General features: G+C 66.4%; 22 protein-coding genes. 11 read left to right on the forward strand and 11 right to left on the reverse strand.

Annotated elements, in window-relative coordinates:
• Window positions 1–87: 87 nt before the first annotated feature.
• Genes B215_RS0100325 through B215_RS0100340 form a run of 4 tightly spaced genes read left to right on the forward strand, consistent with a single transcriptional unit; the run spans window position 88 to window position 4,548 of the window.
• Window positions 88–918, forward strand: coding sequence for a sulfurtransferase (locus tag B215_RS0100325; RefSeq protein WP_019367629.1), 831 nt, complete (start codon window positions 88–90; stop codon window positions 916–918).
• Window positions 915–2,105, forward strand: a complete 1,191-nt coding sequence (metC, locus tag B215_RS0100330; protein WP_019367630.1) for a cystathionine beta-lyase — start codon at window positions 915–917, stop codon at window positions 2,103–2,105. The genes B215_RS0100325 and metC overlap by 4 nt, the downstream gene beginning before the upstream one ends.
• Window positions 2,102–3,370: a mechanosensitive ion channel family protein gene (locus B215_RS0100335; protein ID WP_019367631.1), complete on the forward strand. Its 1,269-nt coding sequence runs from the start codon at window positions 2,102–2,104 to the stop codon at window positions 3,368–3,370. The genes metC and B215_RS0100335 overlap by 4 nt, the downstream gene beginning before the upstream one ends.
• 38 nt (window positions 3,371–3,408) lie before the next feature.
• Window positions 3,409–4,548, forward strand: coding sequence for a GNAT family N-acetyltransferase (locus B215_RS0100340; protein ID WP_019367632.1), 1,140 nt, complete (start codon window positions 3,409–3,411; stop codon window positions 4,546–4,548).
• Window positions 4,549–4,563: 15 nt separating this feature from the next.
• Here the strand turns inward: B215_RS0100340 and B215_RS0100345 are convergent, their stop codons facing one another.
• The 7 genes from B215_RS0100345 to B215_RS0100375 form a co-directional block, all read right to left on the reverse strand.
• Entirely contained in the window at window positions 4,564–6,249 is a 1,686-nt protein-coding gene (locus tag B215_RS0100345) for a hypothetical protein (protein WP_019367633.1), read from the reverse strand.
• Between the two features lie 39 nt (window positions 6,250–6,288).
• On the reverse strand, window positions 6,289–7,791 hold the full coding sequence (locus tag B215_RS19305; RefSeq protein ID WP_019367634.1) for a hypothetical protein: 1,503 nt from the start codon (window positions 7,789–7,791) through the stop codon (window positions 6,289–6,291).
• The gene (locus B215_RS0100355) at window positions 7,788–9,509 is read right to left on the reverse strand and encodes a hypothetical protein (protein ID WP_019367635.1); all 1,722 of its coding nucleotides are present in this window, start codon (window positions 9,507–9,509) and stop codon (window positions 7,788–7,790) included. Before B215_RS0100355 ends, B215_RS19305 begins: the two co-directional genes overlap by 4 nt.
• A 78-nt stretch (window positions 9,510–9,587) precedes the next feature.
• Entirely contained in the window at window positions 9,588–10,805 is a 1,218-nt protein-coding gene (locus tag B215_RS0100360) for an argininosuccinate synthase (protein ID WP_019367636.1), read from the reverse strand.
• A 99-nt stretch (window positions 10,806–10,904) separates the two neighbouring features.
• A complete protein-coding gene (locus tag B215_RS0100365; RefSeq protein ID WP_019367637.1) occupies window positions 10,905–12,161 on the reverse strand; it encodes an SAM-dependent methyltransferase in 1,257 nt (418 codons plus the stop codon).
• Between the two features lie 148 nt (window positions 12,162–12,309).
• Window positions 12,310–13,392 carry a Ca2+-dependent phosphoinositide-specific phospholipase C gene (locus B215_RS0100370; protein WP_236704522.1) on the reverse strand — a complete coding sequence of 361 codons (1,083 nt, stop codon included), beginning with the start codon at window positions 13,390–13,392 and terminating at the stop codon, window positions 12,310–12,312.
• 131 nt (window positions 13,393–13,523) lie between these two features.
• Entirely contained in the window at window positions 13,524–13,997 is a 474-nt protein-coding gene (locus tag B215_RS0100375) for a DUF4168 domain-containing protein (protein ID WP_152997896.1), read from the reverse strand.
• Window positions 13,998–14,174: 177 nt separating this feature from the next.
• On the opposite strand from B215_RS0100375, the gene rlmN reads away from it, so the two are divergent.
• Window positions 14,175–15,383, forward strand: coding sequence for a 23S rRNA (adenine(2503)-C(2))-methyltransferase RlmN (gene rlmN / locus B215_RS0100380; RefSeq protein ID WP_026008792.1), 1,209 nt, complete (start codon window positions 14,175–14,177; stop codon window positions 15,381–15,383).
• A 33-nt stretch (window positions 15,384–15,416) separates the two neighbouring features.
• Entirely contained in the window at window positions 15,417–15,827 is a 411-nt protein-coding gene (locus B215_RS0100385; protein ID WP_019367641.1) for a lysozyme inhibitor LprI family protein, read from the forward strand.
• Here the strand turns inward: B215_RS0100385 and B215_RS0100390 are convergent.
• A complete protein-coding gene (locus B215_RS0100390) occupies window positions 15,805–16,425 on the reverse strand; it encodes a flavin reductase family protein (RefSeq protein WP_019367642.1) in 621 nt (206 codons plus the stop codon). The two genes, B215_RS0100385 and B215_RS0100390, sit on opposite strands and share 23 nt — an antisense overlap.
• 141 nt (window positions 16,426–16,566) lie before the next feature.
• Between B215_RS0100390 and B215_RS0100395 the strand changes: the two genes are divergently transcribed.
• A complete protein-coding gene (locus tag B215_RS0100395; RefSeq protein WP_026008793.1) occupies window positions 16,567–17,277 on the forward strand; it encodes a cytochrome b/b6 domain-containing protein in 711 nt (236 codons plus the stop codon).
• The gene (locus B215_RS0100400) at window positions 17,274–18,005 is read left to right on the forward strand and encodes a molybdopterin-dependent oxidoreductase (RefSeq protein ID WP_019367644.1); all 732 of its coding nucleotides are present in this window, start codon (window positions 17,274–17,276) and stop codon (window positions 18,003–18,005) included. Before B215_RS0100395 ends, B215_RS0100400 begins: the two co-directional genes overlap by 4 nt.
• A gap of 9 nt (window positions 18,006–18,014) precedes the next feature.
• Here the strand turns inward: B215_RS0100400 and B215_RS0100405 are convergent, their stop codons facing one another.
• Entirely contained in the window at window positions 18,015–18,485 is a 471-nt protein-coding gene (locus tag B215_RS0100405; protein ID WP_019367645.1) for a hypothetical protein, read from the reverse strand.
• Window positions 18,482–19,129, reverse strand: a complete 648-nt coding sequence (locus B215_RS0100410; protein WP_026008794.1) for a histidine phosphatase family protein — start codon at window positions 19,127–19,129, stop codon at window positions 18,482–18,484. The genes B215_RS0100405 and B215_RS0100410 overlap by 4 nt, the downstream gene beginning before the upstream one ends.
• Before the next feature lie 277 nt (window positions 19,130–19,406).
• On the opposite strand from B215_RS0100410, the gene B215_RS0100415 reads away from it, so the two are divergent.
• The 3 genes from B215_RS0100415 to B215_RS0100425 all read left to right on the forward strand — a co-directional run bounded on the left by B215_RS0100415 (window position 19,407) and on the right by B215_RS0100425 (window position 22,290).
• Window positions 19,407–20,015 (forward strand): outer membrane protein, encoded by a 609-nt coding sequence (locus B215_RS0100415; protein ID WP_019367647.1) that lies wholly within the window; start codon window positions 19,407–19,409, stop codon window positions 20,013–20,015.
• Window positions 20,016–20,163: 148 nt separating this feature from the next.
• On the forward strand, window positions 20,164–21,276 hold the full coding sequence (gene dnaN, locus B215_RS0100420; protein ID WP_019367648.1) for a DNA polymerase III subunit beta: 1,113 nt from the start codon (window positions 20,164–20,166) through the stop codon (window positions 21,274–21,276).
• A gap of 252 nt (window positions 21,277–21,528) precedes the next feature.
• Window positions 21,529–22,290, forward strand: a complete 762-nt coding sequence (locus B215_RS0100425) for a Coq4 family protein (RefSeq protein ID WP_019367649.1) — start codon at window positions 21,529–21,531, stop codon at window positions 22,288–22,290.
• A gap of 82 nt (window positions 22,291–22,372) precedes the next feature.
• Here the strand turns inward: B215_RS0100425 and B215_RS0100430 are convergent, their stop codons facing one another.
• Complete coding sequence (locus B215_RS0100430) at window positions 22,373–23,170, reverse strand: hypothetical protein (protein WP_019367650.1); 798 nt, start codon at window positions 23,168–23,170, stop codon at window positions 22,373–22,375.
• Between the last annotated feature and the right edge of the window lie 27 nt (window positions 23,171–23,197).

The raw sequence follows: 23,197 nt of genomic DNA on the forward strand, positions 1-23,197 counted from the left end.
GAGCCGCGCAGTGGCGGACGGGTGAGGGAGGACAAAGGCGCAAAGGCGGCCGCGCTCGCGTGTGCGAAGGCAAACATCGGGACGCCCATGGACGGATTGATCACCACCGAAGCGCTCGCCGCGATACTGGGCGAAGACGACCTGCTGGTCCTCGACGCGACGTACACTTCCACGATTCCCGGCGCGGCCAAGCAGGATCCGGGCGCCGAGTTTGAGGCGGGCCACATCCCCGGCGCGCGGCTGCTCGATCTGGATACGCTCGTCGATGCCGAAAACCCGCTGCCCTCGATGCTGCCGAAGCGCAGCGTGTTCGAGGCGCGGATGGCGGAGCTGGGCGTAACCGCTACCAGCCGGATCGTGCTCTATGATAACAGCCCGCACCATACCGCCTGCCGCGCCTGGTGGGTGCTGCGGATGTTCGGCGTCAATGCCGCGATCCTTGACGGGAACATGGGCCATTGGCGCGCCGAGGGGCGACCGGTGCAGACCGGGCCGCAGCTTGCCGCCGCCACTGCCTTCACGGCCGGCGCACCCGCCGCGCAGATCCGCACGCTGGACGAGATGCGCACGACCACCGAACAGATCGTCGATGCCCGATCGGCCGCACGCTTTACGGGCGAAGAAGCCGATCCCCGCCCCGAATGCGCCGCCGGCCACATGCCCGGTGCCAAGAACATCCCCTATGGCCGTTTCTTCGCAAGCGATGGTCACTGGAAGTCGCCGGAAGCCATCCGCGCCGTGTTCGACGATGCCGGGCTCGACCTGAAGCAGCCGCTGGTCGCGACCTGCGGATCGGGCATCACCGCGGCCGTGATTGTGTTTGCCGCGCATCTGCTGGGCCACGACATCGCGCTGTATGACGGAAGCTGGACGGAGTGGGGCGCGCAGCCCGACACCGCCAAGGCGCTCGGCGCATGAGCGAACAGGACGACAAGGACGCGACCCGGCTCGTCCAGGCTGGCCGTCGTCCCGAATGGACGCAAGGCATCGTCAACCCGCCGGTGTGGCGCGCCTCGACCATCCTGTACGACAATATCGCTGAGATGCGGGCGCGCGGCAGCGCCGATACCCACCACAAGCTCTATTATGGCCGGCGCGGTACGCCGACCCAATGGTCGCTCGCCGATGCGCTGACCGAATTGGAGCCGGGCGCCGAGGCGACCCTGCTCTATCCTTCCGGTGTCGCCGCGATCACCACGGCGCTGCTGGCCGTGCTCTCCCCTGGGGACGAGGTGTTGCTGCCCGACAGCAGCTACGAGCCGACCCGCGCCTTCGGCAACGGGATGCTCAAGCGCATGGGCATCACCGCCACTTATTATGATCCGCTGATCGGTGGGGGCATCGCCGGCCTGTGCGGCGAGCGGACCAAGGCGATCTTTCTGGAAAGCCCGGGCAGCCTGACCTTCGAGGTGCAGGACGTTCCCGCCATTGTCGCGGTGGCGAAGGCGCGCGGCATCACCACGCTGCTCGACAATACCTGGGCCGGGCCGCTGTTCTTCCCCGCGATCGCGCAAGGCGTCGACTACACGATCCTGTCCTGCTCGAAATATGTCGTCGGCCATTCGGACGTGATGATGGGTTCGGTCACTGCCGGACCGGGCCAATATGAACGACTGCGCGCCGCCACCTATCAGTTGGGCATGTGCGCCAGCCCCGACGACGCCTATCTCGCCGCGCGCGGCCTGCGGACGATGGAGGTGCGGCTGCGCCAGTCCGGCGCCAGCGGACTGAAGATCGCCCAGTGGCTGAGGACCCGGCCGGAAGTCGCGCGGGTGCTGCACCCGGCGCTGCCCGACTGCCCCGGCCACGATCTGTTCCTCCGCGACTTTCGCGGTGCCTGCGGCCTCTTCTCCTTCGTCCTGCACGGCGGCGACGATGCCGCCCGCACCGCGCTGATCGACGGCCTCCGCCATTTCGGCATCGGGTTCAGTTGGGGCGGCTATGAAAGCTTGGCGATCCCCGCCGATCCGCAGCGCATCCGCACCGCCGGACGCTGGCAGGCGGAAGGGCCGCTGGTTCGGCTGTATGTCGGCCTGGAGGATCCGGACGACCTGATCGCCGATCTCGAGGCCGGCCTTGCCCGCTTCGCTGCCGCGCGCGGATGATGCTCGAACAGATGGCCGAACTGGGGATCCGGATGCCCTCGCCCGCCGAACTGGGCGAGATGGCGGTGGCGCTCGGCCTTTCCGTACTGGCGCTGGCGATCGGCGTGCTTGTCGGCCAGCGCGTCGGCACGCAGCTGGCGGGGCTGTGGCACCGTGTCGTCGGCGAGCATGCCGAAGGCATCCAGCCGCGCCTGTGCCGGATCACGCGCTGGTTCACCACGGCCTTGCTGCTCTCGCCGGTGGCGAACGGCTGGGCATGGCATCCGCCGGCGCAGCTGCTGCTTGGCATCGTGCTGGGGGTGGTGATGGCGCTGGCGGTGGTGGAGGTGCTGCGAGGACTCGGTCTGCCGCGGCTCGCCACCTGGCCGATGGGCGCCATCGCCTTCACCTCGCTGCTCAGCAAGACGATGGGCGGGCTGGGCGTCATCGAGACGCTGCTGGCGGGCATCGGCGTCGATATCGGCACGCGGCGGCTATCGCTGCTGTCGCTGCTCAGCGTCGCGGTGACGGTAACGATCATCTTCGCGCTGGTGCGGCTCGCCAATCGGATCCTTGGCCAGTGGATCGGCCGCGCGCGCGGGCTGGATGCGACGCAGCGGCTCCTGGTGCAGAAGCTCGTCAGCATCGCGATCGTGTCGGTCGCCTTCTTCGTCGGCATCGATCTGCTCGGCATCGATCTGACGAGCTTCGCGGTGTTCTCGGGCGCGTTCGGCCTGGCGATCGGCTTCGGGCTGCAGAAGACCGTCGGCAATCTGATCGCCGGCATCATCCTGCTGATGGATCGATCGATCAAGCCGGGCGACGTGATCGTGGTGGGCGACAGTTTCGGCTGGGTGAACAAGATCGGCGTGCGCGCCGTCTCCGTCATTACCCGCGACGGCAAGGAGCATCTGATTCCCAACGAGAATCTGATGACCCAGGAAGTCGAGAACTGGTCCTACACCGATCGCAACGTGCGCGTGCGCATCGCGGTAACGGTGGCCTATGGCTGCGATCTGGAATTGGCGCAGGCGCTGATGCTGCGCGCCGCCACCGAAAGCCCACGCGTGCTGGATATGCCGGCGCCGAACGTGTGGCTGACGGCGCTGGGCGAAAACGGCGCGGCGCACGAGATCCTGGTGTGGATCACCGATCCCGAGAGCGGCGTGGGCAATGTCCGCAGCGATGTGCTCAACCGTCTGTGGAAGCTGTTCGGTGAACACGGCATCACCGTGCCCGCCCCGCGTCGCGACGTGCAGCTGCGCGCCCTGCCTCCAGCGGAATAGGGGCTGGCGGCGGCGTCCAAGCGCATTATCTTGGGGGCGTGCGATCCCCTTCCGTCACCGCCCGCCTCGCCGATGGCGTCGCCTCGATACCCGCGGCGCAGTGGGATGCCTGTGCCGGGCCGGACAATCCCTTCCTGTCCCACGCCTTCCTCTCGATTCTAGAGGCTTCGGGATCGGCGACGGCGCAGGCGGGGTGGCAGCCGCTGCCGATCGTGGTCGACGATGCGCACGGCATGCCCGCCGCCATCGCGCCTGCCTATGCCAAGAGCCACAGCCAGGGCGAATATGTCTTCGACCATAGCTGGGCCGATGCCTGGGAGCGCGCGGGCGGTCGCTATTATCCCAAGCTGCAGGTGGCCGTGCCGTTCACGCCGGTGCCCGGCCCGCGGCTGCTGCTGCGCGATCCCGCGCTTGCCCCGGCGCTGATCGGCGCGATCGAAGCGGTGGTGGATCAGCACCAGCTGTCCTCCGGTCACGTCACCTTCGTGTCGGCCGAGCAGGTGCCGCTGTTCGAAGCCGCCGGCTGGCTGATCCGCTCCGGCACGCAGTTCCATTGGCACAATGATGGTTACGACAATTTCGACGAATTCCTTACCGCCCTCACCAGCCGCAAGCGCAAGGCAATCCGCAAGGAACGCGCCGCTGCGGTGGAGGGGCTGACCATCCGCCATCTGACCGGCGCAGAGATCACCGAAGCCCATTGGGACGCGTTCTGGATATTCTACCAGGATACCGGCAGCCGCAAATGGGGCCGCCCTTACCTCACCCGCCCGTTCTTCTCGATGCTGGGGGAGGCGCTGGGCGACCGCGTGCTGCTGATGTTCGCCGAACGCGACGGTCGCCCGATCGCCGGCGCGCTCAACCTGATCGGCGCGGATGCGCTGTACGGCCGGTATTGGGGCTGTGTGGAGGACGTGCCGTTCCTCCATTTCGAGCTGTGCTACTATCAGGCGATCGACGCCGCGATTCAGCGCCGCCTGCCCCGCGTGGAAGCGGGTGCGCAGGGCGAGCACAAGCTGGCGCGCGGTTACGTGCCGGTGACGACCTGGTCGGCACATTATTTGCCAGACCCCGGCTTCCGCCGCGCCGTCGCAGACTTTCTCGTACGCGAGCAGCACGCAGTGGAGCGCGAGCAGGAATATCTGGACGAACTTACGCCGTTTCGGAAGGCGGAGTAGGCGCGTCCACTTTCCTCAAGAAGGTGGTGCCGTCCCGTTCCCCGGCAATTCCCCCGCAGCCTCGGCTTCGCGAATCAGCACGGCTTCGGGCCGCGGGATCGGCAGGTCGCCGGGGTTCAGGCCCGGTCCCGGCATGCTGTGGTCGACGCGGAACAGCGCACTCGGCCCATCCCGCCAGACAGGCACCAGCCCCTGCTCATAACGTTTGTCATACGCCGGCGGGCGGATCAGCCAGACATAGTCGAAGGCATCGCGCGGGAAGATCGCCAGACTGCGCGCTATCGGCCGCCACCATTCGCGCGGGCATTGCACGCTCGTCACCAGTTCGGACGGATCATGCGCAAAGCGCTTGGCCGCGCGGTACCGCACCGTCAGCAACTGCCCGCCCGGCATCGACCATTGATCGTTGGTATAGGCCAGCTTGCGTTCCAGCGCGAGGCCGGGGACGTGCTGCAGCCGCGTCATTGCCCATTCGTTATAGCAGGTCTCGCCCACAAAGCTCACCAGCCGCGCGCCGACCGGCAGGTGATCGAGCGCCTTCAACTCGCGATCATAGGCGCGGTCGTACAGATAGAAGCTCGCCGTCGTCGCGCCGATGCGGCCCAGAAAAAAGGCCAGGCCCAACGCCGCCACCACCGTCGCGCCGCGCATCGACAGGCCCGGCTTGGGCCGGATCGCCAGGATCGCGATGGCGATCAGGAACGGCACCAGCCGCATATCGGCATAAGCCGATCCGAACACCACGCGCGGCAACAGGATATAGACGAGCAGCAGGAACAGCGCCGACAGGCTCAGATTGCGCGAATATTGGATATTGGGATCGCGGATCGCGCGCAACATCAGCAGGAAGATCACGCCCACGCTGGCCAGATCGAACAGCTGCCAGCGATCGCGGAACACCTGCGTCACCCACAAGGTCTTGGCGCGCCAGTTGAACCAGTCGAACGTCTGGCCGGTCACATGCTCGCCGCCGCGCCACAGCACCATCAGCACCGCCGGTAATGCCATCGGCACGCACTGCAGGCCCGCGAAGAAGATGGGCGCGATCCAGCCGTTCTTCAGGTCGCGGTGCCAAGGCAGCGCGCGATTGCGGCGCAGATCATGCTCGCGGATCAGCTCGGCGGAAAAGGCCAGCACGCCCAGCACGCCCCAGCCAAAGGTGTGCGCCACCCAGATCAGCACCGAAATCGGCACGAACAGGATTGCGCGCAGCCGCAGCTTACCCAGCCGTCCCAGCCGCAGCCACAGCCCGAAGGCAAGCATCGCCAACCCCATCGAGAAGGCAAAATTGACGAAGCCAAAATGAAAGGGGAACGCATAGGCCAGCGGCAGCGCGAACAGCGCGGTCGCCGGGATGCGGCCATGCACCTCGCGCGCGATGAACAGGAACCCCGCCACCGTCATCGCCGGGATGGTGATCACGATCAGCTTCACGCCGAGTTCGAGGCCGAACAGCTTGGCCATGGGGATGATCGCCAGGTCGACCCCCAGATTGCCCATCAACTGCCAGCGGAAATCATACCATTCGCGCAGCCACGGCACCGAATCATAGGTGAGCTGGACGCGGTAGCGCCCCATATGGCCGGGCAGATCGACCAGCGGCGGGATCTCCGGCCACAACAGCGGCACCATGGCCACCAGCGTCGCGAAGAGCACAAACCAGCGTGTCTGCCACCAGTGCAGCCGATCCCCTTGTTCCATCGCGCCGCTTTAATGCGCGCGCGGCGGGTACGGCAAGCGCTAGTCGGACGAAGCGGTGACGCGGTAAAGCGTTGACGGGCCGTCCTGCGCCACCGGCTGCAGGTCGGGAGCAGGCGGCTGGAGGTTAGGGAAGCCGATCGTCCAGACATAGCGGAAGGCGCGGCGGTTGAACCGGCGGGCCAGCGTCGGCAGGTCCGCCGATGGCAACTCGCACCGTGGATCGTAGACCAGGTGCGAGGGATCGCCACGATCCGGACCTGCATCGGGGCGCAGGTCGCGCAGCAATTGCTGGCCGGGCAGCGTCCATTCGCTGTTGTCGAAGATGTCGCGACGGGCGAGCACGAGTCCGGCAACATGCGTCAGCCGATCGTCGCTCCAGGCGGGGCAGGTCACCCGTACCGCCACCAGCACCGATGCGCCGCGCGGCACCAGCGCGCCGATCGCGGCGGCGCGTTCCTGCCCGGCCGCGATCTGGGCGAAAGCAATCGTGGTCGTCGCTATCCGAACCCCAAAGAACGCGACTCCCGCCAATGCTAGTCGACCGGCAAGCCGCTCACGGCCAGGCCGCACGGCAATGGCGACGATCAACAGCGCGATGACCATGGGTACGATCCGCATGTCGACATAGGCGCCACCCATCAGCCGATAGGGCAGTGCCAGCCAGGCTAACGCACCCATTGCGGCGGCCGCGGCAAGCTGCCGGTTCGTGGTCAGCGCGGCGGTGCGCAGCCCTGCCCAGCACAGCAACACGAGCAGCGTCGCGCCAGCCACGTCATAAGCCCCCCAGCGCTCACGCAGCAGCGAGGCGACCCAGCCCGGTTTGGCCAGCCATTCCCAGCTCACAGCTGACCCGCCCGCGCCCGCCGCCCCGCCGCCCAGCATCAGCAGCAGCGGCGGCGCCAGCGGCAGGCAGCGCAGCCCGGCGTGTAGCACGGCCCGCCGCCAGCCCTGCCCCGCAAGCCGCAGCACCGTCAGTTCGCTACCGAAGGCGAACAGGCACAGCATCGCCCAGCCGAAGCAATGCGCCACCCACAGAAGCAGCGCGATCGGCACGAACAGCGCTCCCCGCCAGGGCCCCGGCCGCATTCGGATCCACAACGCCAGAGCCGACAGCGCGAGCGCCGCCGACAGCGCGAAGTTGACGAATCCCAATTGAAACGGGAAGCCATAGGCCAGCGGGAAAGCGAAGGGCGTCACCGGCGACATCCGGCCGTGCACGGTGCGCGAAAGGAGGATCAGCCCGGCGACGGTCAGCGGCGGGATCAGCGCCACCACCAGCTTCGCCGCACCCTCCACCCCCAGCCAGGGCACCAGCGGCAACACGGCGAGGTCGACGCCGAGATTGCCGATCAGCTGCCAGTCATAGCGCCAATGCCGCTGGAGCACCGGCGAATCGGCCAGGCTCGCGGCGACATGGTAGCGACCGATATGACCGGGCATATCGGTGAGCGGCGGCACCGCCGGCCACAGCAAGGGGACGGCGGCGAGCAGCACCGCCGCCAGCGCGAACCGGCGCGTTTCCCACCAACGCCTGGCGATCAATGGCGCGTCCCGCGCCCTACCAGCCGATAGACGCGCGGCGTCTCGCCGGGTGCGGAGACCTGCGCCAGCCAGCCTGGCACCTGGCCCGCGCGCAGTGCGCCGGCGAGCAGATCGGGAGCGCGGCCCTTGGCGCCCAGCTCATCGAATCCATCGGGACACAGCGCGACATAGTCGACGCCCCAGCGCCGCGCGATCGTCTCGGCAGGCGCAGGCGGGGTCAGGAACAGGTCGACCATAGCACGATTTCCTTGCGTATTGCGGTGATACGGGCCGGCGAGGAGCCGATGGCGGGTGGCCGGAAGCGCGAAGGCGCTGAGATCAACGGGCGCGGCGAGCAGACCTGGTGGCAACGCCGCGATACGGGCCAACGTCGCCGGCGCGGTGCAGGCGGCGGCATCAGGGCCAGTGCGCGGCGCCAGCGCGTCGCCGGCCAACCCATAGAGGATGCCCGCCGATGCGGGCCAAGCGAGCGCCAGCGCCAGCGTGCTCCGTGCGCGAGCCGCCGCGATCATCGCCGCTAAAGCGGGCGTCGCCAGGATCGCGGCGGCAGGGGCGCCACGCAGCTGCACCAGCAGCACCAGCATGGCAGTTATCTGAAATCCCAGCAGCACGGCCCAATCCGCGCTTCGCCGCCGCCACGCCAGCCACAGCGCCGCCGCCAGCCCGATCAGCGCCAGACCGGCCTGGGCCAACCCATGCCCGAACGGTATCGCGAACAGCGGCTGCGCTTCGGCGACATTCGCCAACCAGCGTCGGGCCAGCACAGGATCGACGTCGCCATAAGGCGACAGGCACGCTGGCGAGATCCACAGCGCCGCCACCAGGGCGCCGCAGCCAACACCGAGCAACACGACACATCGAATGGCGCGCGACTGGATTGCGAAACCCGCCAGCGCGATCGCGGCCGGTGCCATCGCGACGCACATCGCAGCACGCCACAACACTGCGGTGAACCCATCACAGGCGGAATAGCGCCATCCAAGGTTCGCGAACCCCGCACGTTCGGCCGCCAAAGCCAGCAGCAGCGCGACGGCATAGCCCGCCAGCCGCGCCTGCCCTCCCTGCTCGCCACCGAGCCAACGCAGCGAAAGCGCGACGCCCCCGGCGGCGAGCAGCGGTGCCGTCTCCAGCCCGATCGCCAGCGACAGGGCGGTGGCCAGCCCGGCCACCACCCCGTCCCGCAAGCTGCCAGGCCCGATTGCCGATCGCAGCAGCGCGAGGACCAGCACCAGCTGCAGCCCGTGATGATCGATCCGACCCGGCAGAAACAGCGTCGTCGCCGGGAAAGCGAGCCCACCGATCACCATGGTTCCGATCGCGGAAAGACCGAGGCGGCGGCCGATCGCCGCCAGCAGCAGCAGGGCAAGCGCGAAGTACAGGATCGGAACGACAATCACCGCCGTGACCGTCGCAGTCGTTGGGTCGAGCAGCGCAGACAGAATCAGGATCAGCCCGGCGGGAAGCAGATCGGCGACGCGCGACCAGTGCATGGTCAAACCGGGCGGCGGTCCCAGTCGGTGCTGGGAAAGATCGGCAAAGGACTGACCGGCCAGCCAGTCGCGAACCTGCTGCAGGCGCATCCCGTCGTCAGTATCAGGCAGGCGCAGCACGGCGAGATGAGGCCAGTCGCGGATGGTCCAGGCGAGGCCGAGCAGCAACGCCAATGCCAGCGCGACACCGATGTCGCGCCTGGCATCGAAGAGGCGTCCCGTTCCCATGGGAAACGGGTTACGCGATCGTGGTTAATGGCCGGTTAGACCGGCACTAGGGAAAGCGCCCGCGCTTGGCCTTTGCCCTCAGCCCCCGCGGCGGCCAAGCAGGCGCAGGCGCAGCGCGTTGAGCTTGATGAAGCCCGCAGCGTCACGCTGGTCGTATGCGCCCTGGTCGTCCTCGAAGGTCACGACCTTCTCGCTGTATAGCGTGTACGGCGACTTGCGGCCGGTGACGATCACGCTGCCCTTGTACAGCTTCAGCCGCATGGTGCCGGTGACCTTCTCCTGGCTGTAATCCACCGCAGCCTGCAGCATCTCGCGCTCGGGCGAGAACCAGAAGCCGTTGTAGATCAGCTCGGCATAGCGCGGGGCCAGCTCGTCCTTGAGGTGCGCGGCGCCGCGATCGAGCGTGATCTGCTCGATGCCGCGATGCGCGAGGTGATAGATGGTGCCGCCCGGCGTCTCGTACATGCCGCGCGACTTCATGCCGACGAAGCGGTTCTCGACCAGATCGAGCCGGCCGATGCCGTGCTTGCGGCCGAGCTCGTTAAGCGCGGTGAGCAGCGTCGCCGGGGACATAGCCTCGCCGTTGAGCGCCACGCCGTCGCCGCGCTCGAAGTCGATGGTGATCGTCTCGGGCTGGTCGGGCGCGTCTTCCGGATTCACCGTGCGCGAATAGACATAGTCGGGGACTTCTTCCCACGGATCCTCGAGCACCTTGCCCTCGGACGAGGTGTGGAGGAGGTTAGCGTCGGTCGAGAAGGGCGACTCGCCGCGCTTGTCCTTGGTGACCGGGATCTGGTGCGATTCGGCGAACTCGATCAGCTTGGTGCGGCTGGTAAGGTCCCATTCGCGCCACGGCGCGATCACCTTGATGTCCGGGTTCAGCGCATAATAGCCAAGCTCGAAGCGGACCTGGTCGTTGCCCTTGCCGGTGGCGCCATGGCTCACCGCGTCGGCACCCACCATCTTGGCGATCTCGATCTGGCGCTTGGCGATCAGCGGCCGCGCGATCGAGGTGCCGAGCAGATAGAGCCCCTCGTAGAGCGCGTTGGCGCGCATCATCGGGAACACATAGTCCTTCACGAATTCCTCGCGCACATCCTCAATGAAGATGTGCTCGGGCTTCACACCGGCCATTTCGGCCTTCTTGCGCGCGGGCTCCAGCTCCTCACCCTGGCCGAGATCGGCGGTGAAGGTGACGACCTCGCAGTTATAGGTCTGCTGCAGCCATTTCAGGATCACGCTCGTGTCCAGCCCGCCCGAATAGGCGAGGACGACGCGATTGATCTTATCCGACATGGGGCAGCGACTCCGGGGTAAAAGGGATTGTTGGATCGCGGGGCCTCTAGGGTTCCCGCGCCCGCCGCGCAATATCCGCTTATCCCTGCGCCGCCGCGGCTAGACCGAACGGAGCCGCATCGATGGGCCCGCCTCGGTCTGCAGCGCCGCTTCCGCCTCCAGCATATAGTCACGCGTGATCGGCAGCGCGGTGCGCGAACGGGCAAACTGCAGCTGGTAGTTGACCAGCCCGCCATTGACGAAGCTCACATAGGATCCGGCGAGATAATAGGTCCACATCCGGAAGAAGCGTTCGTCGTAGAGATCGACGATCGCGTCGTGCGCGGCAACGGTGCGATCGTACCAGGCCTTCAGCGTATACGCGTAATGCAGCCGCAGCACTTCCAGGTCGGTGAGGAAATAGCGCAGCCCCTCATAGCCGCGGGCAATCTCCGACAGCGCCGGAATATAGCCGCCGGGGAAGATGTATTTGAGCGTGAACGCATCGGTATAGCCGGGCGCTCCCGCCCGCCCGATCGTGTGCAGCAGCATCACGCCATCGGGCGTCGTCAGCTCGCGGCACTTCGCGAAGAAGGTGCGATATTGCGGCGTTCCGACATGTTCGAACATGCCGACCGAGACGATCCGATCGAAGCGGCCGGTGAGTGCGCGATAGTCGATCAGCTCGAACTTCACCTTGTCCGAAACGCCCGCCGCTGCCGCACGCTCGCGCGCGATCTTCAGTTGCTCCTCGGACAGGGTGATGCCCAGCACCTCGGCGCCGGTCGTTGCATGGATGTAGAGCGCCATGCCGCCCCAGCCGCAGCCGATATCCAGTACGCGCATGCCCGGTTCGATTGCCAGCTTGGCGACGATATGCGCCTTCTTGTCGCGCTGGGCCTGTTCGAGGCTGTTGGTGGGATCGGTGAAATAGGCGCAGCTATATTGCCGATCGGCGTCGAGAAACAGATCGTAGAGCCGAGCGGAAAGATCGTAATGGTGCGCCACGTTCCGCTTGGATTTTCGCGCCATGTTGGTGCGGCCGATCCAGTGCGAGACCTTGCCTGTCATCAGGCGCAGCGGCGAGGGATGGAGCACGGTGGCGCTCGCTTCCCAGCGGTTGTTGGCGGTGACCAGCGTCAGCAGGTCGAGTATGTCGCCTTGCTCCAGGTTCAGGCTGCCGTCCATATAGGCTTCAGCGGTTCCGAGCGCGGGATCGCGCACGATCCGTGCTTCGGCGCCCGGCCCCAGCCGCATCGCCACCGGTGCGAGCGCTGGATCCGGCACGCCGAACTGGCGCGACGCGCCGTCGGCGCGGACAAGGGTAAGCTGGCCGCGCTTCACTGCACGGTCGAGAAAATGTTCAATCAGGGCCATCGCGATCCCGTACTGCGCTCATGTTTCGTCGGTACCCGCCTCGCGTTTCCGCCATGTACCGGCAGCGGAAGGCGTTACGGGAAGCCAACGAAACGCAGCCTGAACGGGGTAGTTCACGCTTCCCACAAAAATGTTCCCGCGACCCGCCTCATTTCGGACAGCGTGCGGTAACGCGATTGCAGGTCCAGTTGCGCCCCCGGAGAGAGACGCGGAAGTTCAGCGCGCGCGGATCGGGCGCACCTTCATAAAAATCCGTGCTGATGAACTGCGCGCCCGATCCGATCGCCGCCGCCAACCGGCGGGTGTCGTGGGTGCGCGCCTCGATTGTTTCCGCATCGGCGCGCGTGCGGACCATGAAGCCTGCGCGGACCCGGGCGGTGATCGTCGCCTGCTCCTGCAACGGGTTCTGCATGTTGAAGAATGCGGCCTCAGGCGCGGCTTCCGGATACCAGCCGAACATCATTCGACCCTTCAAGCTGGCATGGCCGGTGCGGTAGCGCTCCGCATTGGCCTCGGACGTATCGAGTACGAACAGGAACTTGCCGCGCGCGGCGCCGACCGTAGGCCAGCGATGCGCCAGCACCGCCTCGCGCAATGTCGGGACGGTGCCGCGGACATCGTCGGGCGATATCACGCGGTCGCGGCCGATCGCAGCGGTAATATCGCCGTCCAGCGCGTCGAGCGCCGCCGCGTCGAAGCTGAGATCGGTAGTGCGCAGGCCTGGAATCGGCCGCACGTCGCTGGCGTTGACCAGAATGATCATCGGAAGGTGCCGCGGATGCGCATCGGACCAGCGGCGAATGATTTGCAGGCAGCTGCGAAAGGTGCGGCAGTGCGTCTGCCAGTCGAGCCCCGGAATATGGATCGTCTTGGCGCCGGGCGCCGCCATCTCCGCCCGAATCTCCGCAGTGCCATCCGCATAGGGCGCGGCATAGGCGCCGCCCTCGGGATCGGGGGCAACGTCGATCTCCAATTGGCGCAGGCCAAGTGCCAGCTGGCTTTCTAGCGGCGGATGGCCATAGGCCAGCCCCTCCCAGCTCTTCGGCGTCAAAGTGCGGATCCGAGCCTCCACCTGCGGCAAGGGATAGGGGCGATAGCTATTGTGCGAGCCCAGCACCTGCACCTGATCGAGCCGCAGGGAATCCAGGCGGCTGTCACCCTCGGGCGCCGCTCCGCCCGGCGCCATCGCCATCAACAGTGCCGCAGCAGCGATCGCAAACCCCTTACCCATCATCCTGCTTCCTTGTGAAACGAACCCGTGGCGGAGCCTGTGGCGCGCTTTCGTTCCGGAAGCATGACAGTAGAGCATACAAAAACGGCGGCGGTCCATCAGGACCGCCGCCGCCATAGGGAGCTATTCGATCAGTTGCCCGAAGGGCCGCTCGGTGTGCTCGCCTGAGCGGACTGGCCGCTGGTCTGCACCTGCGCCGCGGCGGCCTGGATCCGCTGATTCAGCGCGGGATCTGCGGCCATCGCCTGGCTGATCTCGTTGAAGCGCTGCGGTTGCAGGCCCGACGTGGTGATCGCGGCGACGAAGCGAGTGTTCTTCTCAGCTTCCGGCACAGTCGTATCGGTGCTGATCTTATTCACGGCGAGCGCAGCAGCGGCATATTGCTTCACCTCGGTGTCACTGACGGCGCTGGTCGCCGTCGTGGCCGGTGCCGCAGCGTCCGGTGCCGCCTGGGTGGGCGCCGTCTGCGAAGGCATGCTTTGCGAAGGCATGGTCTGCCCGGGAGCCGTCTGGCCCATCGGCGGCTGGGCGGGGGTGGTCTGAGCCATCGCGCCGGTCGCCATCAGGGCGCCTGCGGCGGCCATGGTCGAAAACAGCATTTTCATCATCATCTCCTCGCAACAATGAAACTCTCTACGAAGGGAGTAACGTTCAGCTGGGGCGTGGGTTCTGGCCCACCAGGCTGATCACGACAGATCGTGGCACGGACGGGACGGCGCGAACGATCGCACAGCGCAATGCTGCCGCTGGAAACCGCATGGTTTTTCGACTATATGCACGCGATGCAGACAGTGTCGGCCGCTCCCATGCCCATCCCGGGGCACATTGATCCCGTGCCCGTTCCGCGTGCCGAAAGCGTGCGCCCCGATGGTCGTGTCGACCTGATCGGCCTGCCGCGCGAGGGCATCCGCGCCGCACTGGAGACAGCTGGCATGGAGCCGAAACAGGCCAAGCTGCGCGCCAAGCAGCTATGGCACTGGATCTACAATCGCGGCGCCACCGAATTTTCGGCGATGACCGATATCGCCAAGGCACAGCACCCTTGGCTGGCAGAGCGTTTCGTCATCGGCCGCCCCGACGTCGTCGAAGCGCAGGTTTCGAACGATGGCACCCGCAAATGGCTGCTCCGCTCGCCCGACGGGCAGGATTACGAGATGGTGTTCATCCCCGACGCCGATCGGGGCACGCTCTGCGTCTCCAGCCAGGTGGGCTGCACGCTCAACTGCCGCTTCTGCCACACCGGCACGATGCGGCTGGTACGCAACCTCACCGCCGGCGAGATCGTTGGCCAGGTGATGCTCGCGCGCGACTCGCTCGGCGAATGGCCCAGCCAGCCCGAGGGGCGCCTGCTCACCAACATCGTGATGATGGGCATGGGCGAGCCTCTCTATAATTTCGACGAGGTGAAAGCCGGCCTGCAGATAGTGATGGACGGCGACGGCCTTGCGCTGTCCAAGCGCCGCATCACCCTCTCCACCTCGGGCGTCGTGCCGATCATGGCGCGCGCGGGTGAGGAGATCGGCGTAAACCTCGCGGTGTCGCTCCACGCGGTCACCAAGGAAGTGCGCGACGAGATCGTGCCGCTCAACAAGAAGTACGGCATCGAGGAGCTGCTCCAGGCCTGTGCCGATTATCCTGGTGCCAACAATGCCCGGCGTATCACGTTCGAATATGTGATGCTGAAGGACAAGAACGACAGCGACGCCGATGCGCGCGAGCTGGTCCGCCTGCTGCGCAAGTACAAGCTGCCGGCCAAGGTGAACCTGATCCCGTTCAACCCCTGGCCGGGCGCAGCCTATGAATGCTCAACGCCGGAGCGGATCAAGTCCTTCTCCAACATCGTCTTCGAAGGCGGCATCTCGGCACCGGTCCGTACCCCGCGCGGGCGCGACATCGATGCCGCGTGCGGCCAGCTGAAGACCGCATCGGAAAAGAAAAGCCGCGCGCAGCTCGATCGCGAAGCCGAAGAAAAATTCGCCGCGCTCGATTGAGGGCATTCATAGGGTTCGACTAGGATCGTCGCCATGCTGCCAATTCTGCTGAGTATCGCAATCGCCGCTCCGGTTGGTCCCTGCCCCGAGGCAAAGACCACCGTGGAGATGGACACCTGCCTCGGCAAGGTCAGCAACGCCGCCGATGTCGAACTGGCGCGCTATCTTGCAGCCGCCCGGAAGCAGGCCGCTGCCGACGGCCTGGCCGTCGGCCAGGCATTCGACGATGCGCAGGCGCGCTGGGTCGCTTGGCGGAAGGCCGAGTGCGACACGCTGTACCTGTATTGGCGGAGCGGCACGATTCGGGGCGCCAAATATCTCAGCTGCCGCATCGACCTCACGCGGGCACGCACGCGACAGCTTTGGCAGAACTGGCTGACCTATCCGGATTCGACCCCGCCGATCCTGCCGGAGCCGCCGCTCAGCGCGGACGCTCCATCCTGAACAGCGCGGCCTGGCCGATCTCGAAGTAATCAGCAGGTCCGCCGCCGCGCAGAATCGGGCCGGCGCGGCCGGTCTGATACGCGCCATCTTCCAGCATCGCCGAATCGATGTGGATGCCGATCGCTTCGCCCAACACCAGCCAGCTGTCGATCGGTTCCGCGTCCTTTGTCTCCAGGCGGATCAACTGGGTCAGGCGGCATTCAAACTGCGCCGGGCTTTCCGCCACCCGATCCGGTCGGACCAGGCGCGACGGCAGTGCCGCAAGGCCCGCCAGCGCGAACTCATCGACCTCCGGGGAGACCATCGCTGCGCTCGCGTTCATCGCTTCGGCCTGCCGGCGCGTCGCTAGGTTCCAGACGAACTCGCCGGTATCCGCGATGTTAGCGACGCTATCCTTCCATCCGATCGAAGCGAAACCCAGGATCGGCGGGCGATAGTTGAACAGGTTGAAGAAGCTGTATGGGGCAAGGTTCCGCACGCCCCCGGTCGAAACCGTGCTGATCCAGCCGATCGGCCGCGGCCCGACGATTGCGTTTAACGGATCGTGTGGCAGGCCATGGCCGGTAGCGGGTTCGTAGAAATGATAATCGGCAGACATCAGGGCTCCGGCATTTTTGCAGCGGACGTGAAACCAATGTCGCTTGTCCGCCGAATCTCCTATTGTTGAAACCGCGCACTTGCACAGCCTTGCGCCCTCTCTCGGGAGGAGCGCGGATCGGGACCGAACAGGGACAAGCAGATGGCCGAAGACTCCCGCAGGATCTACCGTCACCGGTTGTTCACGCGCCTGTGGCACTGGATGAATGCCGCCACGCTGCTGGTGATGGTGGGTAGCGGCCTGATGATCTTCAATGCGCATCCCCGGCTCTACTGGGGGCAATATGGCGCGAATTTCGACCATGCCTGGCTCACCCTGCCGCGCTTTCCCGGGTGGGTGACGATCCCGTCCTACTACAGCCTGGCCGGCGCGCGGCACTGGCACCTGTTCTTCGCGCTGGTGCTGGCGTTCGGCCTGCTTGCCTATCTGCTGTGGAGCCTGGCGAGCGGCCATCTTGCCCGCGACCTGCGCATCCGTGCCCGCGAACTCGGGCCGCGCCACCTGTGGGACGATCTGAAGGCGCATCTTGCCCTGCGCTTCCACGATCCGGAAAACCCGCGCGCCTACAACATCTTCCAGAAGCTGGCCTATGTCGGCACGCTCTTCGTGCTGCTGCCCGGCGTGATCCTGTCTGGCCTTGCGCTTTCGCCCGGCATGGACGCGGCCTGGCCTTGGCTGACCGCCATGTTCGGCGGGCGCCAATCGGCGCGTTCGGTGCATTTCATCGTGATGGCGCTCATCCTCGTCTTCGTACTTGTCCACGTCGTGCTGGTGCTGCTCGCCGGGCCGATCAATGAGATGCGTTCAATGATCACGGGATGGTGGCGCGTGCCCAGGGAGAAACGGCCATGATCCTAACCCGCCGCAACCTGCTCGTCGCCGGCACCGCCGGGTTGCTCGCCAGCTGCGATTCGTTCACCGACAGCCCGGTCCTGGCCAGCGCCGAGGAGGCACACCGCTTCCTCCAGCGGTCGGTCGGCCGCGGCGCGCTCGCCACCGAATTTCGCGCGGACCAGCGCAGCCCCCGCTTCCGCGTCAACGGCACGCACCATCCCAATACGCCGGAATACAACATCCACGCCGGCACCCGCTTCGTCGATTGGCGGCTGGCGGTGGAAGGCATGGTCGCTCGTCCGCTGCACCTCAGCCTCGCGCAGCTGCAGGCGATGCCGCAGCGCGCGCAGATTACCCGGCATGATTGCGTGGAAGGGTGGAGCGCGATCGGCAAGTGGCAGGGACCGCAGCTCGCCACGGTGCTGCAGGCCGCCCAGATCAGCCCGCTGGCACGCTACATCGTGTTCCACTGCGCCGATCGATACGGCAACACCAATTATTACGAATCGATCGACATGGTCGATGCACTGCACCCTCAGACGATTCTCGCCTGGGCGCTCAACGATCACCTGCTCGATATTGGCCACGGCGCGCCGCTGCGACTGCGGGTCGAACGCCAGCTGGGCTACAAGCACGCCAAATATCTGATGCGGATCGAAGCGGTCGCCTCGCTCGCCAGGATCGGCCAAGGCAAGGGCGGCACCTGGGAGGATACCAACGGCTATCAATGGTATGCGGGGATCTGAGCCGATCGGTCAGCGCAGGCAGGCGAGCGCCGCCGCGTCGATGGCGCTGGCCGCTCCTTCCAGAGCGTAGCTGTCGGCGAAGGGCGCGCCATTCGCCCCGACGCTCTCGACGCTGAGTGCACGCCCGCCGCGCATCGCCGCGACGATTACCGCATCGGTGCGGGCATCGGGCGCCCATGCGTCGCGCGGCCCGGCGAGCAGGGTGAAGCGCCGCTCGCCGGCGGTCAGCACCACGCGTGCGCCTTGGCTGCGGGCGCGGCTCAGCCGCACGTGCAGCTGGTTGCGCAGCCCCCGGCCCGGCCAGCTGGCGATGCTGACAAAGGCATCCCGCCGCAGCGTTCGATCGATCGGCTGTGCGATGGCGAAGCAATGCGCCGGCGCCGCCTCGCGAAATGCGCCCCAGCCTTGGTAGATGCCGATCGCCGATCGCCCCGCCGGCGCCTGCCACGCCGCCAGCAACAGGGCGAGCAGCGCGATCATGCCGGCGCGGCGCCGCGCCCGGTTCCCAGATGCACCACCGTCTCCACCCCGGCTTCGATACGGACGATCGATCCCTGCGGCAGGTCGGGCGCCACTGGTGCGTTGAACTGCGGCAGAACGTCGCGCCCGGTCATCACCCCGCGCAGTATGCGGCTGGACATGCCGTGCATGATGACCAGCCGGTCACCCGGATCGTCCGCGGTATCGGCCAGCCAGCCCGAGACGCGCGCGGCGATCGCGTCATACCATTCGCCGCCTTCAGGCGGACGGCTGTACAGCCCATGCTCGGGATCGAGGAACGGGCCGACTTCCCGCTCCAGATCGGCATAATAACGGCCGCTCCATCGGCCCATGCCGATTTCAATCAGCCGGTCGTCGGTTCGCGCCTGGTGCCAGTCGAGCTCGAGATGCTCGGCGATGATCGCCAGCGTCTGCAGCGCGCGGCCGGCGCTGGACGCCCATAGCGTCAGCTTCGGGCGCGACCCGAGCATCTCACGGAGCGCGGCACCCATTGCGTCCGCCTGGGCAAAGCCGGCACGCGTCAACGGGGTGTGCGGATGATCGCCCTGCATCCGGCGGGCGATGTTGAACACGGTCTCGCCATGCCGCGCGATGAAATCGCGGCCTTTGCGCTTGTTCGGCATGCCGCATCTCTCGGTCGAAATTCCGCGAAACGCAATGTCCCATTTTGGCCCGATTTCGTTCAGCGGCGCGACAGCGAGCATGGCGCAACGGTCGTTTCGCTCGCGAACGACGAGCGCCGGAACGAACGAGGGAGGCACAGAACGCCGGGCGTCGCACTGCATCGCCCGGTCGTGGACGCGCTTTGCCCCCGCCGTTCCGAAGATCGCGCAGCCGAGGCGTGTCGCCTGCGGCTGCAATCCGGCCGCTTTCCGAAGCGGCCTTAGTGAGGAGTATGATATGCGTATCAAGATCATCGCCGCCGCGCTCGTCGCATCGTCCGCCATCGCCGCACCGGCCTTCGCACAGGATTCGAACTTCTCCGGCTCGCATGCCGAAGCGATCGTGGGCTGGGATCGGGTGAACGACAAATCGTCCTATGACGCCTCGCGCGACGGCGTCACCTTCGGCGGCAATATCGGCTATGACGTGCAGCGCGGCAGCACCGTGTTCGGCGTCGAAGGCGAAGTGACCGGATCCAGCATTAGCGATCGCACCAGCAACGTCATCAATCAGGGTGATCGGCTGCGGGTAAAGGCCGGCCGCGACCTCTATGTCGGCGGTCGCCTCGGGTTTCTCGCGGGCCCGCGCACGCTGATCTACGCCAAGGCAGGCTACACCAACGCCCAGTTCATCACCGACTATACTTCGCCGAACAGCACGCCCGCGCTCGATCTGCGCTCGCGCGACAATCTCGACGGCTGGCGGCTGGGTGCTGGCGCCGAGTTCAAGCTGACCGACAAGGTGTTCGCCAAGGCGGAGTATCGCTATTCCAACTATGGCTCGCAGTCGAACGGCGTCGATCCGGAACGCCACCAGATCGTCACCGGCGTCGGCGTGCGCTTCTGATCGCCGAAAAGGCGTCTGGACTGTGGAAAAGGGGGCCGGAGCGGCTTGCTCCGGCCCTTTTTCGCGTTAAGGGTACAGCATGGCGCACTGCCACCGGCCGGGTCGCGCCGGGTAAAAGCTAGGGCGACGGCCCGGGGGTTTGAGGTACATGAAGGCGACGATCGAACGCGCAACTCTGTTGAGGGGCCTGAGCCACGTCCAGTCCGTGGTCGAGCGGCGCAACACGATTCCGATCCTGTCCAACGTGCTGATCGATGCACAGCTCGGCGGATCGCTGCGGCTGATGGCCACCGATCTCGATCTGCAGATCGACGAAACGATTCCCGCCGCAGTCGACCAGGTCGGCGCGACGACGGTGTCGGCGCACACGCTGTTCGACATCGTCCGCAAGCTGCCCGAAGGTTCGCAGGTGGTGCTCACCGCGGCCGAGGGCAAGCTGACGGTGGTGGCCGGCCGCGCCCGCTTTCAGCTCGGCACGCTGCCGCGCGACGATTTCCCGATGATCGCCGAGGGCGAGCTGCCGACCACGTTCGAGCTGCCGGCCGAAACGCTGAAGCAGATCATCGACAAGACCCGCTTCGCGATCTCGACCGAAGAGACGCGCTATTATCTGAACGGCATCTTCTTCCACGTGACCGACGATGCCAATCGCCTGCTACGCGCCGCGGCCACCGACGGCCACCGGCTGGCGCGCGTCACCGTGCCCTGCCCCGAAGGCGCCGATTCGATGCCGGGCGTGATCGTGCCGCGCAAGTGCGTGGGCGAACTGCGCAAGCTGCTCGACGAGGTCGACGGTTCGGTGGGCGTGTCGCTCTCGCCGTCGAAGATCCGCTTCGATCTGGGCCAGGCGATCCTAACATCCAAGCTGATCGACGGCACCTTCCCCGATTACAGCCGCGTGATCCCGACCGCGAACGACAAGCTGCTCAAGCTCGATCCGAAGAGCCTGATGCAGGGCGTCGACCGCGTCTCGACCATCGCGACCGAGAAGACCCGCGCCGTGAAGATGGCGCTGGAACGCGACAAGGTGGTACTCTCGGTCACCAGCCCCGAGAACGGCGTCGCGGCCGAGGAAGTCCCTGGCGAATATGCCGCGATGGGCTTCGAGATCGGCTTCAACAGCCGCTACCTGATGGACATTCTCGGCCAAATCGAGGGCGATCTAGTTGAAGTACATCTCGCTGATGCCGCCGCACCGACGCTGATCCGCGAGAACGATACATCGCCTGCACTCTACGTACTGATGCCGATGCGGGTTTGACCGGGTTGTAAAAACCCGTTCATCGACAAGCGCTTGCCGTGGTTTACACGGGCTTTCCGAAGCCTTCCGCGCTTTCCCCGGCTTGGCCACGGCACCGCAGCGCGGCATTACATGGTCATGCCCCGAGGGTCGCACTTACGGGACTTGGGTCGGGCGGCGGATCTCCCTGGGTTCGTCGTCCGGCTCGGGCCGCTTGAAACGCGAAGTCGCCTCCTCTATTAACACTTATGTCAGTTAATAGGATCGGATGGCATGGCGACGCAGCCCCCCCAGACGCTCAATCCCGGTGTGCCGCTGCGGCGGGAATGGGGCACGGCCTTTGCGGCCCTTCGCCGTCTGCTCGCCAATGGCGATGATACCGAACAGGTCTTCCGGATCATGCGCGCGCTCAATGGCGACGTCACGCAGCGCAATTATCGCAAGCTCCTGCGCGTCCAAGGCGGGGGCAAGCTCGCGTATCGCCGGCTGGAACTGGCACAGCGGCTGTCCGATCGGACGTGGATCGACAGTTTCGCACCCAATACGTTGGGCGCAGCCTATCGCAACTTCCTCGATAGCACCGGCTATTCGGCCGATGGGCTGGTGCAGGTCAGCATGGTCGAAGGAGGCTTCCAGGGCATCGATGTCGAGCATCCTTATGCCTGGATGGGCCGGCGCGAGCGCGACATCCACGATATCTGGCACGTGCTGACCGGCTATAAGGCCGACGAGCATCTGGGCGAACTGTGTCTGGTGGCATTTTCCTATGCGCAGACCGGCGGCCTTGGCTGGGGGTTCATCGCGCTGGGCGGTGCGCTGAAGAGCATCCGCACCACCGGGCGCTTCGATTGCATTCGCGCGATCTGGGAGGGATATCGCCACGGCAAGCGCGCCCGCTGGCTGCACGGCGAGGATTATGAGGCACTGCTGCAGGAGCCGCTTGCGGCGGCCCGGCGGCGCCTGGGCATCGCCGATCCGGCGCGCTACCGCACCGCACAGGCACGGCTCGCTGCGGCGGGAATCAGCGCGCTGTAGCCGCCGCCTCGCCGTCGAATCCGCCAAAGAAAAGGCGCCCCGGCCGAAGCCGGGGCGCCTTTTCTGTTGCGCAGCGGAGCGCTTACTTGGCGGCGGGGCTCGCTTCGGGAGCCGGGGCCGGCGCAGCGGTCGCGCCCGGTGTCGGTGCCGCACCTTCCTTGTCGCCCGCAGCCTTGGCGGCTTCGAGGGCCTTATTGGCCTGGTCCATGATCCGCTGGCGCAGCGCCGCGCGGTCGAGCACCTTCGGCAACGCGAACTCGCTTGCGGGGATCGCGCCCGCCTTCACGTCCTGCAGCGTCAGCGCGTCGCCCAGGCGCAGCACCATGCCCTTTCCGATCACGTCTTCCAGCGTCTTTTCCGCCTTGGGAATGCTGGTGAACATGGTCGCCATGCGGGCGCTGGTCAGGCGGGTCTGCATGCCGATCGCCGCCGCGACATTGGCGTAGCGCGAATCCTTGCTCACCACGATGCGGATCGAATCGCCATTAGGGTTGCCCTTGGGCTGGATGCTCCAGATCGTGCCCTTCTGGTCGGCTACCTTCTCCTCGCCCACTTCCACCGCCTCATATTCCGGATCCTGGGGCAGCGGCTGGGGCTTCATGCCCTTTTCCTTGGCGATGTCCTGCGTCGCCCCTACGAAATCGTTGAAGCTAGCGGCGAACTTCTCGCTGCCTTCGGTGATCACGACATAATCGGTACCGCCCTTGCGGATCAGCGTCTGCGGGCCGGCTTCTACCTTGGCGTCGCCATTGGCGGCGGCCTTCACGGTGATCGTGCCGCGGCCACCGGCAGCGGCATAGCGCGCCGTCACATCCTCGGGCGCCTTGGAGCAGGCCGCAACCAGCGCGAGTGCGGCAATGGTGAGTGTCTTGCGGATCATGTGTTTCTATCCCTTCGCCCCGGTCTA

This window comes from Sphingomonas sp. ATCC 31555 (assembly GCF_000282895.1).
Lineage (GTDB): Bacteria > Pseudomonadota > Alphaproteobacteria > Sphingomonadales > Sphingomonadaceae > Sphingomonas.

Coding starts and splice junctions, on each gene's coding strand:
- B215_RS0100325 (WP_019367629.1), top strand. CDS start 88: ATGGACGGATTGATCACCACCGAAGCGCTCGCCGCGATACTGGGCGAA.
- metC (WP_019367630.1), top strand. CDS start 915: ATGAGCGAACAGGACGACAAGGACGCGACCCGGCTCGTCCAGGCTGGC.
- B215_RS0100335 (WP_019367631.1), top strand. CDS start 2,102: ATGATGCTCGAACAGATGGCCGAACTGGGGATCCGGATGCCCTCGCCC.
- B215_RS0100345 (WP_019367633.1), bottom strand. CDS start 6,249: ATGGAACAAGGGGATCGGCTGCACTGGTGGCAGACACGCTGGTTTGTG.
- B215_RS0100355 (WP_019367635.1), bottom strand. CDS start 9,509: ATGGGAACGGGACGCCTCTTCGATGCCAGGCGCGACATCGGTGTCGCG.
- B215_RS0100360 (WP_019367636.1), bottom strand. CDS start 10,805: ATGTCGGATAAGATCAATCGCGTCGTCCTCGCCTATTCGGGCGGGCTG.
- B215_RS0100365 (WP_019367637.1), bottom strand. CDS start 12,161: ATGGCCCTGATTGAACATTTTCTCGACCGTGCAGTGAAGCGCGGCCAG.
- B215_RS0100370 (WP_236704522.1), bottom strand. CDS start 13,392: ATGGGTAAGGGGTTTGCGATCGCTGCTGCGGCACTGTTGATGGCGATG.
- B215_RS0100375 (WP_152997896.1), bottom strand. CDS start 13,997: ATGAAAATGCTGTTTTCGACCATGGCCGCCGCAGGCGCCCTGATGGCG.
- rlmN (WP_026008792.1), top strand. CDS start 14,175: ATGCAGACAGTGTCGGCCGCTCCCATGCCCATCCCGGGGCACATTGAT.
- B215_RS0100385 (WP_019367641.1), top strand. CDS start 15,417: ATGCTGCCAATTCTGCTGAGTATCGCAATCGCCGCTCCGGTTGGTCCC.
- B215_RS0100390 (WP_019367642.1), bottom strand. CDS start 16,425: ATGTCTGCCGATTATCATTTCTACGAACCCGCTACCGGCCATGGCCTG.
- B215_RS0100395 (WP_026008793.1), top strand. CDS start 16,567: ATGGCCGAAGACTCCCGCAGGATCTACCGTCACCGGTTGTTCACGCGC.
- B215_RS0100400 (WP_019367644.1), top strand. CDS start 17,274: ATGATCCTAACCCGCCGCAACCTGCTCGTCGCCGGCACCGCCGGGTTG.
- B215_RS0100405 (WP_019367645.1), bottom strand. CDS start 18,485: ATGATCGCGCTGCTCGCCCTGTTGCTGGCGGCGTGGCAGGCGCCGGCG.
- B215_RS0100410 (WP_026008794.1), bottom strand. CDS start 19,129: ATGCCGAACAAGCGCAAAGGCCGCGATTTCATCGCGCGGCATGGCGAG.
- B215_RS0100415 (WP_019367647.1), top strand. CDS start 19,407: ATGCGTATCAAGATCATCGCCGCCGCGCTCGTCGCATCGTCCGCCATC.
- dnaN (WP_019367648.1), top strand. CDS start 20,164: ATGAAGGCGACGATCGAACGCGCAACTCTGTTGAGGGGCCTGAGCCAC.
- B215_RS0100425 (WP_019367649.1), top strand. CDS start 21,529: ATGGCGACGCAGCCCCCCCAGACGCTCAATCCCGGTGTGCCGCTGCGG.
- B215_RS0100430 (WP_019367650.1), bottom strand. CDS start 23,170: ATGATCCGCAAGACACTCACCATTGCCGCACTCGCGCTGGTTGCGGCC.